General features: G+C 51.9%; 13 protein-coding genes and 2 tRNA genes. 4 read left to right on the top strand and 11 right to left on the bottom strand.

All coding sequences use genetic code 11. The features are described 5' to 3' along the window. Nucleotides 1-67: 67 nt before the first annotated feature. Nucleotides 68-895, bottom strand: coding sequence for a 3-methyl-2-oxobutanoate hydroxymethyltransferase (gene panB, locus IE073_RS02315; RefSeq protein ID WP_189580803.1), 828 nt, complete (start codon nt 893-895; stop codon nt 68-70). A 22-nt stretch (nt 896-917) separates the two neighbouring features. Next, nucleotides 918-2,654 carry an acyl-CoA dehydrogenase family protein gene (locus tag IE073_RS02310; protein ID WP_189580800.1) on the bottom strand — a complete coding sequence of 579 codons (1,737 nt, stop codon included), beginning with the start codon at nt 2,652-2,654 and terminating at the stop codon, nt 918-920. Nucleotides 2,655-2,800: 146 nt separating this feature from the next. On the opposite strand from IE073_RS02310, the gene IE073_RS02305 reads away from it, so the two are divergent. Beyond that, complete coding sequence (locus IE073_RS02305; protein ID WP_189580796.1) at nt 2,801-3,259, top strand: c-type cytochrome; 459 nt, start codon at nt 2,801-2,803, stop codon at nt 3,257-3,259. Here the strand turns inward: IE073_RS02305 and IE073_RS02300 are convergent. Further along, nucleotides 3,253-4,026: a hypothetical protein gene (locus tag IE073_RS02300; protein ID WP_233349737.1), complete on the bottom strand. Its 774-nt coding sequence runs from the start codon at nt 4,024-4,026 to the stop codon at nt 3,253-3,255. The two genes, IE073_RS02305 and IE073_RS02300, sit on opposite strands and share 7 nt — an antisense overlap. Nucleotides 4,027-4,110: 84 nt before the next feature. Here IE073_RS02300 and IE073_RS02295 point away from each other — a divergent pair, with 84 nt between their 5' ends. Next, the gene (locus tag IE073_RS02295) at nt 4,111-4,893 is read left to right on the top strand and encodes an NAD kinase (RefSeq protein ID WP_189580792.1); all 783 of its coding nucleotides are present in this window, start codon (nt 4,111-4,113) and stop codon (nt 4,891-4,893) included. Here IE073_RS02295 and IE073_RS02290 read toward each other — a convergent pair. The 3 genes from IE073_RS02290 to IE073_RS02280 form a co-directional block, all read right to left on the bottom strand. Continuing rightward, nucleotides 4,890-6,026 (bottom strand): DUF2336 domain-containing protein, encoded by a 1,137-nt coding sequence (locus IE073_RS02290; RefSeq protein WP_189580790.1) that lies wholly within the window; start codon nt 6,024-6,026, stop codon nt 4,890-4,892. The genes IE073_RS02295 and IE073_RS02290 overlap by 4 nt on opposite strands. Before the next feature lie 106 nt (nt 6,027-6,132). Further along, nucleotides 6,133-6,209: transfer RNA gene (locus IE073_RS02285), tRNA-His, on the bottom strand. Between the two features lie 70 nt (nt 6,210-6,279). Next, nucleotides 6,280-7,185, bottom strand: coding sequence for a M48 family metallopeptidase (locus IE073_RS02280; protein ID WP_189580788.1), 906 nt, complete (start codon nt 7,183-7,185; stop codon nt 6,280-6,282). A gap of 177 nt (nt 7,186-7,362) precedes the next feature. Between IE073_RS02280 and IE073_RS02275 the strand changes: the two genes are divergently transcribed. Beyond that, nucleotides 7,363-10,365 (top strand): AsmA family protein, encoded by a 3,003-nt coding sequence (locus IE073_RS02275; RefSeq protein WP_189580786.1) that lies wholly within the window; start codon nt 7,363-7,365, stop codon nt 10,363-10,365. Between the two features lie 49 nt (nt 10,366-10,414). Then, a complete protein-coding gene (phhA, locus tag IE073_RS02270; protein WP_189580783.1) occupies nt 10,415-11,251 on the top strand; it encodes a phenylalanine 4-monooxygenase in 837 nt (278 codons plus the stop codon). Between the two features lie 428 nt (nt 11,252-11,679). Here phhA and IE073_RS02265 read toward each other — a convergent pair whose 3' ends face one another. The 5 genes from IE073_RS02265 to IE073_RS02245 form a co-directional block, all read right to left on the bottom strand. Next, nucleotides 11,680-13,038: an OmpA family protein gene (locus tag IE073_RS02265; protein ID WP_189580780.1), complete on the bottom strand. Its 1,359-nt coding sequence runs from the start codon at nt 13,036-13,038 to the stop codon at nt 11,680-11,682. A gap of 288 nt (nt 13,039-13,326) precedes the next feature. Further along, nucleotides 13,327-13,403 (bottom strand) — tRNA-Lys (locus IE073_RS02260). A gap of 65 nt (nt 13,404-13,468) precedes the next feature. Beyond that, entirely contained in the window at nt 13,469-14,602 is a 1,134-nt protein-coding gene (gene tgt, locus IE073_RS02255) for a tRNA guanosine(34) transglycosylase Tgt (protein ID WP_189580776.1), read from the bottom strand. Then, nucleotides 14,602-15,660 carry a tRNA preQ1(34) S-adenosylmethionine ribosyltransferase-isomerase QueA gene (queA, locus tag IE073_RS02250; protein ID WP_189580773.1) on the bottom strand — a complete coding sequence of 353 codons (1,059 nt, stop codon included), beginning with the start codon at nt 15,658-15,660 and terminating at the stop codon, nt 14,602-14,604. Before queA ends, tgt begins: the two co-directional genes overlap by 1 nt. Nucleotides 15,661-15,697: 37 nt before the next feature. Continuing rightward, entirely contained in the window at nt 15,698-16,156 is a 459-nt protein-coding gene (locus IE073_RS02245) for a peptidylprolyl isomerase (RefSeq protein ID WP_189580770.1), read from the bottom strand. Between the last annotated feature and the right edge of the window lie 52 nt (nt 16,157-16,208).

Below are 16,208 nucleotides of genomic sequence, written 5' to 3'. Positions count from 1 at the left end.
CTGTAAGTTGGCCGGAACTTAACGCCGCACCAGAGTCGATACAACTGCTATCGGCATTACCGATTGATTAGGAAGCGGGTTTCTTGAAGTGGTAAAGATTGGCGCTGCCTGGGAACGAACGAGCCTTAACGTCATTGGCATAAGCGGAGACAGCACTGCGGGTCGCTTCAAGCTGATTCCCGTATTTTTTGACAAACTTAGGGACACGTTCAAACTGCCCTAACATGTCTGGCGTGACGAGGATTTGACCGTCACATTGCGCCGAAGCACCAATTCCGATGGTTGGAACGTCGATAGCGGCGGTGACCTGATTGGCGATCTCTTCCGACACGCCCTCAACCACGACTGCGAAACTTCCGGCTTGGGCGGCCGCAATGGCATTGACCATAATTTCATCGGCAACTTTGGTGTCACGTCCTCGCGCGCGGAAGCCTCCCATAACGTGCATGCTCTGCGGACGAAGCCCTACATGGCTCATGACCGGAATACCGCGCTCAACGAGATATGAGACCGTTTCAGCCGCGTATGAGCCACTTTCGATCTTCACGGCTTGGCATCCCGTTTCCATCATGACGCGCGAGGCATTGCGAAACGCCGTCTCAACGCTGTCTTCATAGCTGCCAAAGGGAAGATCCACGACGACCAACGCTTTGTGGGAGGCCCGCATCACGGCACGCCCATGCAAGATCATCATGTCTAGCGTTACACCCACTGTGCTAGGCAAACCATGCACAACCATTCCAAGGCTGTCTCCCACCAAGATGAGGTCGCAGAACTCGTCCACAATAGCGGCAGTCGGGGCATCATAGGCCGTCAGACAGACAATGGGATCACCGCCTTTTCGGGCTGTGATTTGCGGAGCCGTCATACGGCGGATATGGTTTTGTGCTGACATTCCAGCTCCTTAGGTCAGAATGCTACAGGTCCGCAAGCTGTCCCATTGGAAAATCAAACACAGGGTCAGCGCCCGCACGAATGAAATCAAGCTGGGACGCCGCACGAGGCATAACGGAAAGCGCATGATATCGCGCCAAACTGGCCATCGGCGCCGCATGCGCATCGCCTGCCGATAAGCCGTTTGCGACGGCTTTGATCAGCAACGCCCCTGATAGAATGTCACCGCAGAGCGAAAGATATGGCGTTGCCACGGACAACGCGTCCTCTTCTTTGGCATTCAGGAGAATATCCGTCGCCGTCGACAAAGTGTCGATGCCAGTATTAAGCGCACGAATACAGACAGATAAATCAGCCTCGCCCTCGCCTGAACTTCCTTCAGCTAAAGTTTTGATATCATTGAGATCAACGATCAAGGCGCGCATGGCCTCGCCGCCATCGCGACGCAATTTACGCCCAACCAAATCCATGGCTTGGATACCATTTGTGCCCTCGTATATTGGCGCAATCCGCGAATCTCGAAGATGCTGCGCAGCGCCTGTTTCCTCAACATACCCCATGCCGCCGTGAACCTGTACCCCGATAGAGGCAACATCGACGCCCATATCTGAGCCATATGACTTTGTGATGGGAGTCAGCAGGCCTGCGCGCGTGTGGTCGCCCAAATCATCGGCAGCGGCGGTCGCCATAGCGATAGCGCGCGCACCCATCAGGCGCGCCTTCATATCAATCAACATGCGCCGCACATCAGGGTGATGCACGATCGGAGCGCCCGCTCCGCCATTTGGCGGTGTGCCTTGAACGCGGTCATGGGAATATTGCAACGCCGCTTGATAAGCGCGTTCGCCAATTGCAACGCCTTGGACGCCGACAAAAAGGCGCGCTTCGTTCATCATTGTAAACATGCAAGCGAGTCCACGGTTCACTTCGCCAACTAACCAGCCTTTGGCTTTGTTGAATTCCATGACGCAAGTTGGGCTGCCGTGAATACCTAGCTTATGCTCTAGGCCGATGGGGTAAAAATAATTGCGGTCACCCAATGACCCATCGGCTTCGACGAAATATTTAGGGCAGATAAAAAGACTGATACCGCGTGAGCCTTCGGGGCTGTCGGGTAAACGCGCCAAAACCAAATGAATGATGTTATCCGCGCAATCGTGATCGCCCCAAGTGATATAGATTTTTTGACCCGTAATCGAATAAGTACCGTCGCCATTATCTTCAGCCTTCGTGCGTACCGGGCCCAGATCTGAACCCGCTTGCGGTTCTGTCAGGCACATGGCCCCTGTCCACTCACCCGTGACCATCTTCGGCACATAGGTGTTTTTTAGCGTTTCGGAAGCGTGGGCTTCGATCGCCTTCGTCGCCGAACTCGTGAGCATCGGGCACAGACCCAGCGCCATATTCGCGGAATAGATCATTTCATTGGTTGCAACGGACACAACTGTCGGCAGTCCCATACCGCCAATGTCTGGGCTCATGGCTAAGCTTTGCCATCCAGCTTCGACAAACGACTGATAAGCTTCTTTGAAACCAGGAGACGCCGTGACGTCTTTTCCCGTCAGTGAAGCTGGCGTTTGATCGCCCGCCCAATTTGTCGGCGCCACCACATCGCGCGCGAAAACCGCCGCGCCGTTCAAAACATCGCCAATCAACTCATCATTGGTTTCAGCGAATTTTGGCTGGGCGATGATTTTATCCATATCTACGCCGTGACGCAGCAGAAATTGCATCGCATTGACGGGGGTCTGATAAGTCATAATGGCCTCTTAGATTTGTTGAATTCCATATGGCACGGCTCAGAGCCCTTTTTAAGGGTCAAATCGCCGCGCAACTTGAATGATAACAGCACATTTTTGAAGGACTTGGCCTTGCGGCTTCTTTGGCTTTAGCGCAAAAGACGACAATGAAAAACCTCACCTCAACTCTGCTCCCATCTTTCTTTGCAGCCACATTGTTGGCAGCTTGTGGCGGTGAAAAAACACCAGAAACACCGACGCCGCCTACCCCTGCCGCGACAACTCAGGCGGCAGCTCCTGCTGCAGTCATGACGATTGAACAACGCGGCGCGCGGATATTCAAACGGTGCCAAGCCTGTCACACCTTGGAAGAAGGCGGTCGCAACAAAGTTGGTCCTAATCTTTGGGGCGTATACGGAGCCCAAGCGGGTGCGCATGAAGCCTTTGCGTATTCGAAGGCCATGAAAGCTGCGGGTATTACGTGGACTGAGGAAACCATGGACGCGTATTTGAAAAAGCCTGCCGAATATGTGCCCGGTACAAAAATGTCGTTTATCGGCTTAAAAAAGCAAGAAGACCGCGACGCGGTTCAAGCCTATATGAAGAGCAAAACCACACCTCAATAATCGGTCCAAATCCCGATAAAGAGGCTTTTCTCTTTCACGATATTCCGGCCTAAAACCGTTTGACCCGTACCGATCTGAATATACCGCCCTGGTTTGTACTGGCGCGCGAGCGATAAATTTATACTCAGTTGAAATTGCTCGGGCGCGATAAAGCCATCGACTGTTTGGTCATTGGCATGATTGCCATAGGTCTGCACCATCGCCAACCAACGTTCCGTGGGCTTAAACCCTAGTGTGAGAGCGGATTGGATACCGTCGAGGCGATCCAAGGACTCGCTGCGCAACGCGAATTGGGCGTCATAGAAAAAATCTCCGATCAGTGTCTCTCGGCTTTGGCCTATCAGAGCACGCAACTCCAACTGATCACCTCCGCCAATGACGTCCACCGCAAGGTTATCGATTGCGTCGTCAAAGATGTAGCTCAGGCGAATTGAGGTCGCGAGCCCTTCGCGCGCATAGGTTTTGACCTGAAAACCTAGTTCAAGATCGTCCAGCCCTTCGAAATCAAACCGCGAGTCGACATCTCTAAAACTTAAAGTCTGAAATCCGCCATTCCCAACTAGGGTCAACCAATCGGTGACCCCTTGCTCGAGATACAAACGCGTCTCAGTTTTGCTGAACCCCTGCAAGGGCACCGCATCGAAATCATCGGTATAAATTTGCCCCGCTTGGCTCCACGATGACGTGGAAATCACTTGCCCCTCGCCCGCTCGTTGATTCCAAGCTCCCGCGAAAGCCTCGACCGAAAGACAAAGTCCACTGCTCACGCAGACGATAATTTTACAAAACTTCCCAAGCACGTTGAGTGATTAGGCTTTGCCCTACCCCATCGTCAAATATAAAGCGTTATAATGCCCACGCGTAAATTCGAAAAACTGGCCTTTGTCGCCTCCTCCCGTCACTCAGCCCAGGAGGCATTTACAGAACTCGTTTCCATGTACGGAAATGTCGATGCGGCTGAGGCTGACGCCATCGTCCCCTTAGGCGGAGATGGGTTTATGCTCGAGACACTGCGACGCTACCTCCCTTTGGTAACCCGTGGCTTGCCCGTTTACGGGATGAACAAAGGCACAGTCGGCTTCTTGATGAATGAATTCGTCTTGGAAGACCTGCCCGAGCGATTGTCTAACGCAACCCGAACACCTGTCCATCCCCTAAAAATGACAGCTGAGGCGGCGGGTGGACAGTTTACAGACATCGCCTTCAACGAGGTCTCCGTGTTCCGTCAATCCCAACAGGCCGCGCATATTCGAGTCATTGTCGATGGGAAAGAGCGGCTGGAACGGCTGGTAGCAGATGGCGTTATGCTCTCGACGCCTGTCGGATCGACGGCTTATAACTTATCGGCGCATGGCCCTGTCATCCCTCTAGGTGCCGATATCTTGGCTCTCACACCGATTAGCGCATTTAGACCCCGACGCTGGCGAGGCGCTTTGCTGTCAGGCCAAGCTAAAGTTCGGTTTGAGGTACTAAATCCGACAAAGCGCCCTGTTTCAGCGTCTGCAGATAATTCAGAAGTGAGAGATCTCATCTCGATCGAAATTGAACAGGATATGGGGACAACGCTCAACTTGCTTTTCGACGCGGACCATGGCTTGGCAGAGAAAATTCTGCAGGAACAATTTGCGACTTAAGCGACGCGGCGCAAACCTGCATGCGCATCTAAAATATCAAGCAGATCAGTTGATACCTCTTCAGGCCAATTCAGCTCCAAGCTAAGCAATCGCTCAGCCACCGTCAGTTGGAAATGTGACGGCGTCAGTGCGCGGTTCTCTCGCTCAACAGATAGGTAGGTTTGAATACAAGCCGTCAGCAGCTCGATTTGCGGCACCGTAAATCGCGCGCGCAGGGCAACGGCTTTGACGCCTAACCCGGTGGAGGACATTACCATTAGGCGAGTTTTCTCTATCGTCTGGCCTGCCAACACAGACAACGCAGCGATGATAAAGCGCATATCGCCCCGGCCCGCTGACCTTAGAACGAGACGCGGCGTCAGCTTTCCGGACTTGTCCAATGAACGAGCGTAATCGCGTAAGCGGTCTTCCGGCCAATCCTCGCCGATTACAAAACTCCTTGCGCGTTCGCCCGTATTTTGGCTGATTTGCGCAGCGCGTGTGTCACTTACGCCGGGATATGTTTTTAGCACGACGTCGATCTTGTCGGTGCTGTGTTCGATCAATTTTGCGATGACTGTGGGTGGCATATCATGGCGGGACAAGGCCGCTTCTCGAATGAGGTCATCATCAGCGTGAAGTTCCGCAATCAGCTCCGCTGTATCAGAAGAGATCAACGCACCGTCATTCGCCGCCAATCGCGCCGTGGCCATTCCATCCCCAAAACTGACGATTGCGTGGGAAATATGAAGATTAAGAGTGTGCCGCTGGGCAATAGCTCGAATCTTTTCAGCCGCCTTAGAGTTCAGCACATCCATGAGATCATCATCCGTAAGGACGGGTGAAGAAGACAGAATCGGGACAGCAATCGAATCAATATCTGCGATTAAAGTACGGGCTATCTGCCGCGGCAAGTTGGGAGAGTTCTGTAGGGTGACTGATAAAGCGCGTCGCACAAGCGCGGAAACATCCGCACAAATTCGATCCATCAATGTTAATGCAAAGGCCTGCTCCGCCTCCGTCATTTGAGCAGAACGAATTTCTCTGCCTAGTTTTTGAACCGCATTCGCGCGCTTCTCGGCCGTGGTACCTTGCAAGGCCTGCCGAATGGTCGTTTTGCCGAAACGGTCAATGATTCCTGAAAGTGCCGACATGAAAAACCCAAATTGATCGCTGGTGTTTATTGTGCAGCTTTCGCGTTAAGTGCGGGTTAACCATAGGCGATCTGCGGCAGGATTGTCTCAAAATATTTGGGGAAAATGGTACCGCCTCTCAGGTTTGAACTGAGGACCTCTGGTTCCACAAACCAGCGCTCTAACCAGCTGAGCTAAGGCGGCATCTAAATTCGAAGCGCCCGATTAGGGCAGACAGGAAAAAGGTGCAAGCCCTTTTCCTGTCCAAATCACATTAGGTCCGAATATTTTGGAAGCCTTGTGACCCCAACTTCTCTTGACGACGGATATAGGCATCCAGATTGCGTGCACGCCATGCAGGATCAGGATGAGTCGACAAGAAAGTGGGTTGAGAAGAAGTCGAATTTGCCGCCATTTTCTCCCACAACTTGACCGACTCATAGGGGTTATATCCTGCACGCTGCATGTAGTTCGCCCCGAGAAGGTCTGACTCTGCTTCGTGCTTACGAGAATACGGAAGAACTAGGCCAAGCAAAGTACCCAAGCCTAAGGCCTGTTGGAGGCGCGCAGTATTTTGGCTTGCAGACCGTTGACACGCCGTTCGTTGATTTGCCGGAACGTTGTCACATTTTTTATTCAGAGCAACGCCACCGATGACGGTGCCACCCACAACAGCCAATTGGCTGGCCATCTGCATGGACATACGTTCACGCGCATGTGCACCAGCGACGTGCCCAACTTCGTGGCCCATAATGCCCGCGATGGCATCATCTGACTCGGCAAAGTCCATCATACCCTTATAAAAACCAACGCGGTTTCCTGGCAGGACAAAAGCGTTTTTGGTATCTGTGTCGAAAACTTGATAATCCCAAGCTTCATTCGCGAAAGGGGAGGAGCGCGAGATGCGGCTGCCGATATTGCGCAGACGAGACGTGTAACGCGGATCATTTGATGTCGGGATTTTCGCCTTCATCTCAGCCCAAGATGCTTCTGCAGCGCCCGATAAATCACCCGGCGCAAGACCTACGAGCTGCTTGCGACCCGTATATGGGTTCGTTGTACACGCCGAAACCGCCGCAGCTGTGCCGCCAATTGTTAGGGCTTTCAGTAATCTTCGACGCGGCATTAATGCGACGTGGGGCGCCTCTGTTTCGCCGTGGGCATGTTCGTGATTGCACATAATAGTCTCCGCTCATTTCACCGCCGACAGGCAAGAACAGGTCCATTTTACCGAATGGTAAGCTCCGAGCGGTGTTGTTACTGCTATTAACGCCTATTTTACCGTATTGTTCAAATTTAAAATTAGCGAGTCCAGCCAACGCACCATATTGTTCATCCTATGTTTAAGCGAATTCTTATGGGCTCAGGCCTTTTTGTTGTCCTTTTGGTGGGAGCCATCTTTATTCTTCCCACCCTCATCTCCACCGATACTTATCGCGCCAGGTTAGAGACAGAGCTTAGTCGCGTCATGGCGCGAGACGTGTCTATCACGGGCGACATCCAGATTTCTACATTCCCAGCAATTCAAATTGAAACAGGCGCCGTGGCGCTTGCAAACGCCGAAGGCTTTAAAACCACAAACTTTGTCGAAGTTGAGGGTTTGGACGCCAAGGTAAAGCTTTGGCCGCTTCTCCAGAAACAAGTCGAAATCTCCCAAATCCGTCTAAATAGCCCAAACATCTGGCTGGAGAGAAAAGCCGATGGGACAGTAAATTGGAGCACGGCAAACACAGCACTGGCTCAAAACGCAACGCTTTCGGAACCTCGTGCCGAAGAAGGCTTTCAGCGAGATGGCAGATTTACCGATTATGACCCTGCCCTCGATCTTCTCTCTATTAAAAATGGCCAAATCCGATTTATCGATTCGGCAGAAGACCGAGACGTTTCGATAAGGAACGCAAATTTGGACCTACGCGCCCCTGCCCTTTCAAAACCGATAAAGATTGACGGAGACATGACTCTGGACGATCTCGCTGTCGCTATCGCTGCAGAGCTCGCATCACCGTTGGACTTTCTAAATGGCGATCGCACGCCCTTCGACGGGTCTGTCACCACGGATCTGGGGAACGTAGAAATCTCAGGACATTTTTTGGCAAGTGACGCGCTGAACATAGACGCCATTTTCGACTTAAATTCCTCCGACCCTCTGGGGATGGCGGCACGTCTTCCTTTGCCAGAGCACATAAAATTGCCGGCACTAAATACCGTAAATGCTAAAGGACGCGTGGTTAATGACGGCGCTGAATTTAATGTCACCGACTTGGAGACAAATTTGAACGGTAACGGCTTTGACGTGAGCTATACGGGGCAGTTTTCATCCTCTGATACGCGCTCCGCGAAGGGTGCGTTCAAGGTAAATCTGTCCGATATGTCCGTCGTCACGGCATATTTAAGTGAACCAGTCCCAGCCTTAAACGCGCTCAATACGCTCAATGCCAATGGGAACCTTACTTGGAATGGAAACGCCTTTGACATCACTGATTTGGTGGCCGAAACCTCTGGCGAGGTCATTGACGCAAGTTACAAAGGGACTGCGCGCTACGAGAGAAGCTTAAGCGCAGACGGGCGGTTCGATGTGAAATCCCCTGACGTGGCGAGGTTGGTCGATAAATTAGAATTAAACCAACCCGACACGGCAGCGCTGAAAGCTATCACAGCGACTGGCGCGGTAAAAATCGCAGGTGAAAGCGTTTCTGTAACGGACCTGCAAGCCAAGGCGACACAAGGCCTGGTCAATGGGAACTTCACTGGGGTGCTAGCTTTTGACGAAACTCTATCAATGCAAGGCAGCGCCCAAGCGGATATCGCGGACCTGTCAGCCCTCAATGCAGCGCTACCGCGCGTCATTCCTTTTGCCGATGTCGCAAAACGCGTTAGTTTTGCAGGTGACGTTCGGCTGGCGAATGGCACATTTTCTCTGAACAACACCGACGCCAACTTAACTGAGGGTGATGTGAATGGAAGTTATCGCGGCGAAATTGCGCTCGGACAAGCGCCCGATATTGCAGGCAGGTTGACCTTAGACGTCCCGTCATTGCGTACGCTTTCAACCAAACGCAATGTCACCCTGCCTGCAAATACGCCATCTGGGAGCATTTTCGAAGCCCTGTCGATCTCAGGGCAAGTGTCGGGTGTACCTGATCTCCTAGAGTTTACATCTGGCAAGATGTCCTTGGATGGACTCTCTGGCAGAGGGGATTTCAAGCTTTCCCTGCAGACGTTGAGACCGACATTAACTGGCAAAATTGCGTTTTCTGACCTAAATCTACAGCCTTATATGGCAGCATGGTCCGCTCAGAAACCTGCGGGACAGATTGTTCCGTGGTCGACAGCGCCTATCAATGTCTCGGGACTGAACGCGATTGACGCCGATTTACGGATTTCAGCGCCGTCGATCAAAATGACCCGTCTAGCCCTAGGGGATACAAACGCCCGTCTGACATTGAAGAACGGGACCCTCGAGAGCCGTATTGAAAACTCAGACCTTTACGGCGGAACTGCAAATGGCATTTTCACCGTTCGGTCCACTGACGGATCGCCAAGCATCGCCCTCAGCGCTGACATCAAGAGCGTGAAAGCGCAGGAATTGATGATGTCGATGGGGGGCTTTGACAAAGTCACTGGGACGTCTGATCTAACGATGGAGATCACAGGCAGCGGGAAAAGCCAGGCTGCGATTATGCGCACTTTAAGCGGAAAGGGCCAATTTACCGCGGCTAATGGCCAGCTTTTAGGTGTGAACGCGGAAACTCTTTTGAAGGGGATCGACCAGGCGATCACAAATCGACAACTTCCCAGCGCATTAGGCCTTGGCCAAACCACTAACTTTAGCGATCTCACGGGTGGCTTTACTGCATCCGACGGTCGTGTCAGCCTTCAAACTTTTCAACTCCAATCCGGTGCATTATTCATGGAAGGCGGCGGCGGGATAGATTTAGGCGAACAAACGCTCGACATTGGCATCCGCCCTAAGTTGAATAGCGGGAGCGACGTCGCCAATTTCGGCGTCCCCTTGAGGTTTAGCGGCGCGTTTGGGCAAGCGAAGCCCACGCTGGACACGAGTTTATTAGGTCAAATTGCACAAGCCAAAGCCCGAAAATCCGCTGTCGACGCCGTGAAGGATCGTGTGGGCGGACCACTTGGCAACATTATAGGCGGCGTCATTGGTGGAGGGTCAAACGAGCAAACGGAAAAGACACCCTCAACAACTGAAACACCAACAGATGCGACGGCTCCTGCCGAAGAAACAAATCAAGCCGATGATACAGTCGTCCCCGAAAAAGCAGAAGAAACCAAGCCTGAAGAAGAGGTGTTAAAACGCCTGAACGGCCTGTTTGGCGGAAAAAAGCGCTCAGATTAGCGCCTATAAACGCAAGGATTTATCACATCTAAGGACGTAAGAGGCTGCAATGACCCACGCCTCTATAAACGATCCCGTTGTCGCTCGGCAAACGCCACGCGCGGACTTTTCGATTGATCAGTGTTGGGAAGAATATACGGAAGAAGAGCATGCGATTTGGGATTTGCTCTACGCGCGACAAGTTGAACTCTTACAGGATCGTGCTGCACCTGAATTTTTAGCAGGATTGGAACGGCTCTCTCTCAGTCAATCGGGTATACCGAACCTTGAGACACTTAATGATGCTCTGAGCGCTTTAACGGGTTGGAAGATTGTCATGGTCCCTCACCTCGTTCCAGACGACGTCTTTTTCACCCATTTGGCAAACCGTCGGTTCCCTGCCGGTCGATTCATCCGCGGTCGTCATCAATTGGACTACCTACAAGAACCTGACGTTTTTCACGATATTTTTGGACATGTCCCAATGTTGGCGAACCCAGTTTTTGCCGATTATATGCAGGCCTATGGCCAAGGTGGATTGCGTGCATTGAACCTCGGAACATTACACAATCTCGCGCGACTTTATTGGTATACGGTGGAATTCGGACTTATCGAGACGCCCAATGGTCTACGTATTTACGGCGCTGGGATCGTATCCTCTGCAGGCGAAAGCCACTATTGTCTCGAAGATGCGGAGCCACAACGCATTCGTTTTGACATGGAACGGATTATGCGCACCGAATATGAAATCGATATATTCCAGAAAACCTATTTTGTGATTGAGAGCTACAAGCAACTTTTTGAAGCAACACAGCAAGACTTTGCGCCGATTTACGAACGCCTCACTACCGATAACACAAATTACGGCACGCGCGATGCGGCGCCTGATGACAAGCTGCTAAAGTAACCCGCAGGTTTCAGCGCCAAAAAGTCGCGTAAAGCTCTCTCACCTAAGGCGAGGCGTCCCCTTGCACTGAGTAAGTATTGCCACTGGTGAACTTGGCGAAATTCCACGACAACAATGACTGACCTGAACGACGCGCTCGGAATTAAGTCGCCTTCTAGAACACCGAATCAAATTCTATAGTTTAGGAAAGTCAGCCTAACTATCTGAAATACCAAGTTTTTAGGCAAGCGCACCTTCAACTTGGTTATAAAGTTACAGCTCGAGAGCCACGGTCTTTTCATTCCCTGACTCGGCTTACAACCTGCAACGGCTTAAACTTACAGCTCTAAACCTAATTAAGCGCTTTCGTTGTCTGATTGACGCCAAACGAAAGACAAAAAAAAAGCCCGGTCCGAAGACCGAGCTCAATATCAATTCTAAGCGTTAGCTTAGTTCATCATCGCGTCGACGGAGCCGAGCGTGAGAAGTACTTCTGTACGACGGTTAAGCTGCTCTTTAACACCATCGCCAGTTTGGACGAATGGTTCTGTTTCGCCTTTACCTTCGGACATGATGATTGAGCGATCCATACCCTGACGAACAAGCTCGTTTAGAGCGTCGTTCGCACGACGCTTAGAAAGCGCCAAGTTGTAGGATGCCGAACCAGATGTATCTGTGTGACCAACAACGCGGACGTTTTGAACGTTACAGAATTCACCTGCGTCTAGCGCACGTGTGATTGTGTTACGTGTTTCAGCAGATGCACCTTTATCGAACTCATAATAGATGATTTCTTGGCGATAAGTTTCACCACAAAGGGCAGCTTGTTGTACAACTGGACACTGGTTCAAGTCATATGCCAGAGTTCCATCTGGACATGTAACAGTCGGTGGTTGGGCTGAACACTCGGATGCAGCGAAGACCATTTGGCCATCCCAACAACGAACGTCTGCAGTGCGAACAGGCTCGACGACTTCAGCAGGACACTGACCTGCATTGAAGACCATAGATCCGTCCCAACACTCATAATCACGTGTAGGTGCAACGACAACGGGCTCGACCATTTTCGGAGCAGATGCGCCAAAGCGATAACGGAAACCTGTTAGGATTTGGTGGGCGCCGATGCCTTCAGCTTGAACCTGAGCTGGCAAAGATTGGCCAGTCGCGGAGTTGTTAAACGAACCACTGAATTCCATGTCAGCAGCTTGCATGTAACGGTAGCTTGTGTCCCAAGTCAGCTTGTCTGTGATATCATATCCAAGACCAGCAAGAAGCTGCCAACCAAGGCCAGCGTCTTCGTCATTGTAGTTACAAGAGAATGCATCAGCAGTCGAACGTGGACCAACGCAAGTTGGGTTACGAATTTGACCATCGTTATCGACATTCGGGAAGTCTGAAGAAGCAATCGTTGCGTCGCCGCGAACGATACCTACACCGGCACCGACATATGGTGCGAATTTACCGAAATCAGAGAAGTCGTAGATCGCATTGATCATCAGAGCGTCTGTACGAAGCTTCGAGAAAGAGGATGGTGTGTTGCTGATTCCGCCATGCTCGTTGAACATTGTTGTTCCGTCGAGCTCTAGACGCCAGTTGTCACCAAAGTCATAGCCAAGGCCCAAGTTGAACGCGCCATTGCCTTCAGCTTCGACGTCACCAACTACACCGTCTGTGTAATCAATATCGGTGTGCAGACCGTAACCGGCTCCACCTTTTAGATACCAACCGGCACCGTCTTGAGCGGATGCGAATGATGGCGCGGCCATCAGTGCCGCTGCTGCGGCTGCGATGAGAAGCTTCTGCTTCATGAGATTTCCTCCATTAATGGCTGAGCCATATGATATAATTAAACGTAAAACCCCCGTTGGGGTCTCGGGTGTCTAATGCTTAGCTATACGGAATGGTTCCATAATGCCAACGGTGAATAAGCAATTCAGACGGAAATTAAAAGGTTTTTTCGGAAAAGTTGCTAAATTGCATCACTTTTCAATCCCCTAGTGGTTTCAGAGCACAGTTTTGGACATACCGCACCAAACCTGCATCGAAATATAGATCCGCTCTAGAAAATCACAGACTTCTAAGAGCGGGAAAAGCTTTGGTACGCCCTCGCGGATTCGAACCGCGGACATCCTCATTAAAAGTGAGGCGCTCTAACCAACTGAGCTAAGGGCGCTTATCAAAAGCCGCGCCTAACTAGGGTCGGCCTGCGGTGTCGTCAACCCGAAAAACACCCTAATCTCATGTTGTTGGCTGCGACCAGTTCGCTCTGAATTCAGTTACGAAGGATTCAAACGTCCCCGCGGCGATAGATGCACGGATTCGGGCCATTAAATCCTCAAAATAGGCGATATTATGCCAAGATAGGATCATCGCGCCCAAAAGTTCCCCTGACCTAATCAGGTGGTGCACGTAGGCCTTCGTGTAATCTTGGGACGCAGGACACTGAATTGCGTCATCTAACGGCTCTTGATTCTCTGCAAACTCGGCGCGTTTGATGTTATACGGCCCCTGATCTGTCCAAACCTGGCCGTGCCGACCAGACCGCGTTGGAATCACACAATCGAACATATCCACGCCACGATAGACGGCCTCCACAATATCAATCGGTTTCCCAACACCCATAAGATAACGCGGACGGTCCGCTGGAAGGTAGGGAGTCGTCACAGAAAGCGTTTCGCACATCGCGCTATGGCCCTCGCCCACGGCCAACCCGCCAATGGCAAACCCGCCATAACCGCCCGCAGTGTCTTCTGCGACAGAGGCTTCTGCGGAGAGTTTACGTAATTCCGGGAAATTTGACCCCTGAACGATCGCAAAAAGCGTTTGGTCAGAGCGTTCACCGAATGCCGCCAATGACCGCTTACCCCATCGCAAAGACAACTCCATGGACTGCGCGGCTTTGTCATAACTCACCGGAAAATCCGTACATTCATCCAATTGCATGGAAATATCGGCGCCAAGAAGGTCCGCTTGGATTTCGATTGAACGTTCCGGGGACAACATATGCTTCGATCCGTCCAGATGGCTCTGGAATGTCACACCCTCTTCGGTCATCTTGCGCAGTTTTGAGAGCGACCAAACTTGAAAACCACCCGAGTCGGTCAGGATCGGACCGTCCCAACCCCCAAATTTATGCAACCCACCCATACGAGCAACACGCTCCGCCCCTGGCCGCAGCATGAGGTGATAGGTGTTACCCAGAATGATATCGGCACCCGTTTGACGGACCTGATCCATATAGACACCCTTGACGGTTCCCGCTGTTCCAACGGGCATAAAGGCGGGCGTACGGATATCACCGCGCGCGGTACGTAATACGCCGGTTCGCGCCGCGCCTTCAGTTGCGTGAATATCGAATGGGAATTTTGCCATTAAAGCGCTTTCCAAAGCAAAGAGCTGTCACCATAGGAGTAAAAACGGTAATCCGCGTCAAGCGCCCTACGATAAGCTACTTGCATAGTTTGAAGACCGGCTAACGCACTGACCAGCATAAATAACGTCGATCTCGGCAGATGAAAGTTTGTCATCAGGCCGTCAATAATCTGAAACTCGTAACCTGGGGTGATGAAGATATCTGTGTCACGCGACTGAGCGACGACGACGCCGTCTTTTGCCGCAGACTCGAGCGCACGCAATGCGGTCGTCCCCACAGCGATAATCCGCCGTCCTTCGGCCTTGGCGGCATTTAATCGCTCCGCCGTAGCCGGATCGATTGTGAACCATTCGCTGTGCATGTCATGATCATCAGTGTTGTCAGACTTTACGGGTAGAAAGGTCCCTGCCCCCACATGCAACACGAGCGACTCACTCTGCACGCCGCGATCTTGTAGCGCCGCCAGCAATTCTGGCGTGAAGTGTAATCCCGCTGTCGGGGCAGCAACAGAACCACTCTCCTTCGCATAGACAGTTTGATAGTCTTCGACATCCTGAGCATCTGGTGCGCGTTTGCGGGCGATATAAGGTGGCAATGGCGGTGCGCCGCAGTGTTCAAATGCGGCCTGAAGGCGCTCGGCCTTCGCATTAAATTGCAGGGAAACGTCCCCGCCGTCTCGCTTGGCGATTACGCTGGCGGAAAGGGTCTCGTCGAAGTGTAAAATGTCGCCAATACGCAATCGCTTGGCTGGGCGGCAAAACGCTTGCCAAACACCTTCGCCCGCATCTTTGTGCAAGTTCACCGTCACCGTGACATCGCCCCCACCACCCTGATCGCGAGCTGGACGAATTGCAGTCAATGCGGCTGGGAAAACCCGTGTTTCATTAAAAACAAGAACATCTCCTCGCCTCAATAACTGGGGCAAATCGGAGACAATTTGGTGCTCAATCGCGTCCAGACCCTGAACATGCAAAAGCTTCGCGCTGTCGCGCGGACTGGCCGGCCGGAGGGCGATAGCGCTCTCCGGCAAGTCAAAATCAAAAAGAGAGACGTCCATATCGGACCGTCCTATTCAAAATAAGAAAGTCGTGGAATTAAGCGACCGTCATTTTGACGATTTTACCTGGCATGCGCGGTGGCTCACCTTTTGGAAGTGCGTGGACCAATTCCATTCCACTCTCAACTTCGCCCCAGACCGTATATTGTCCGTCTAGGAAACCAGCGTCGTCCAAGCAGATGAAGAACTGGCTGGATGCTGAGTTCGGGTTGGAGGAACGCGCCATAGAACAAACGCCTTCAATATGTGGATGCTTGTTGAACTCAGCTTTGATTTGCTTGTCCGCGCCGCCCATGCCTGTGCCATTTGGACAGCCACCTTGCGCCATAAAGCCGTCAATGACGCGGTGGAATTCTAGGCCGTCATAAAAGCCGTCTTTTGCAAGACGTGTGATCTGTTCGACGTGCAAGGGCGCAAGATCTGGACGCAATAGGATCGTCACATCTCCCTTTTCGCCCTTATTGTTGTCGACAGTCATGATGAGTTTTTCGGCCATTTGATATGCGTCCTAAAAAATTTTAAATTAAGATTGGGGGAATTAGAGCGGC

The organism is Litorimonas cladophorae, from assembly GCF_014652455.1.
Taxonomy (GTDB): Bacteria; Pseudomonadota; Alphaproteobacteria; order Caulobacterales; family Maricaulaceae; genus Litorimonas; species Litorimonas cladophorae.
The sequence above is the reverse complement of the archived record's forward strand: the minus strand, read 5'-3'. Positions and strand labels throughout refer to the sequence as shown.